Genomic DNA, 703 nt, shown 5'->3' with positions numbered 1-703 from the left:
GCCGTGGGCGCACCGGTGGCGGCCGCGCCGCCGTCGAGGGCCCGGCGGGCGGCGGGGATGCGGTCCAGCAGGGCGCTGCGGCGGGCCGCGGTGAACACCGGCGCGAAGTCGTCCCAGGCCATGTCGGCGAGGGCGAGGTAGGGGCCGGTGGCGCCGGCTCCGTCGGCGAGGACGCGGCCGAGCACGTCCAGCGCGCGGTCCGGGTCCAGGAACCGGGTGCCCTGGCGGCGCAGCACGTCGCCGGTGATGGTGGCGGGCCCGTGCGGGCCGAAGGCGTCCGGCGCGGTCCAGTCGCGGGTGTCCCACACGCCCCAGCCGAGCGAGAGCGCGCCGGCGCCGCGTGCCGCGCGCCGTTCGGCGAGCGCGTCGAGGTGGGCGTTGGCGGCGGCGTAGGCGCCGTGCTCGGCGCTGCCCCAGGCGGCGGCGATCGACGAGAAGAGGACGAACTCGTCGGCGTCGGCGACCAGTTCGTCGAGGTGGTCGGCACCGGCCGCCTTGCCGGCCAGGGAGGCGGCCAGGCCCTCGGGGTCGGTGTCGTCGAGGCGGGTGAGGTGGAAGGCGTTGGCCGCGTGCAGCACGGTGGACAGCCGCGGGCCGGTGGCGGCGACGCGGTCGAGCAGGGCGGCGAGCGCGGAGCGGTCGGCGAGGTCGCAGGCGAGCACGTCGACGGCGGTGCCGGCCGCGGCGAGGGCGGCGGCGTGGG

Annotated in this window: 1 protein-coding gene; it reads right to left on the bottom strand. The window is 79.5% G+C overall.

Translation table 11 applies throughout. The features are described from left to right. The coding region (locus tag AE652_RS42530; RefSeq protein WP_049661665.1) for an SDR family oxidoreductase at nt 1–703 on the bottom strand (703 nt) is incomplete at both ends.

This window comes from Kitasatospora sp. MY 5-36 (genome assembly GCF_001182915.1).
Taxonomy (GTDB): Bacteria; Actinomycetota; Actinomycetes; order Streptomycetales; family Streptomycetaceae; genus Kitasatospora.
This window is presented reverse-complemented; position numbering and strand designations above follow the sequence as displayed.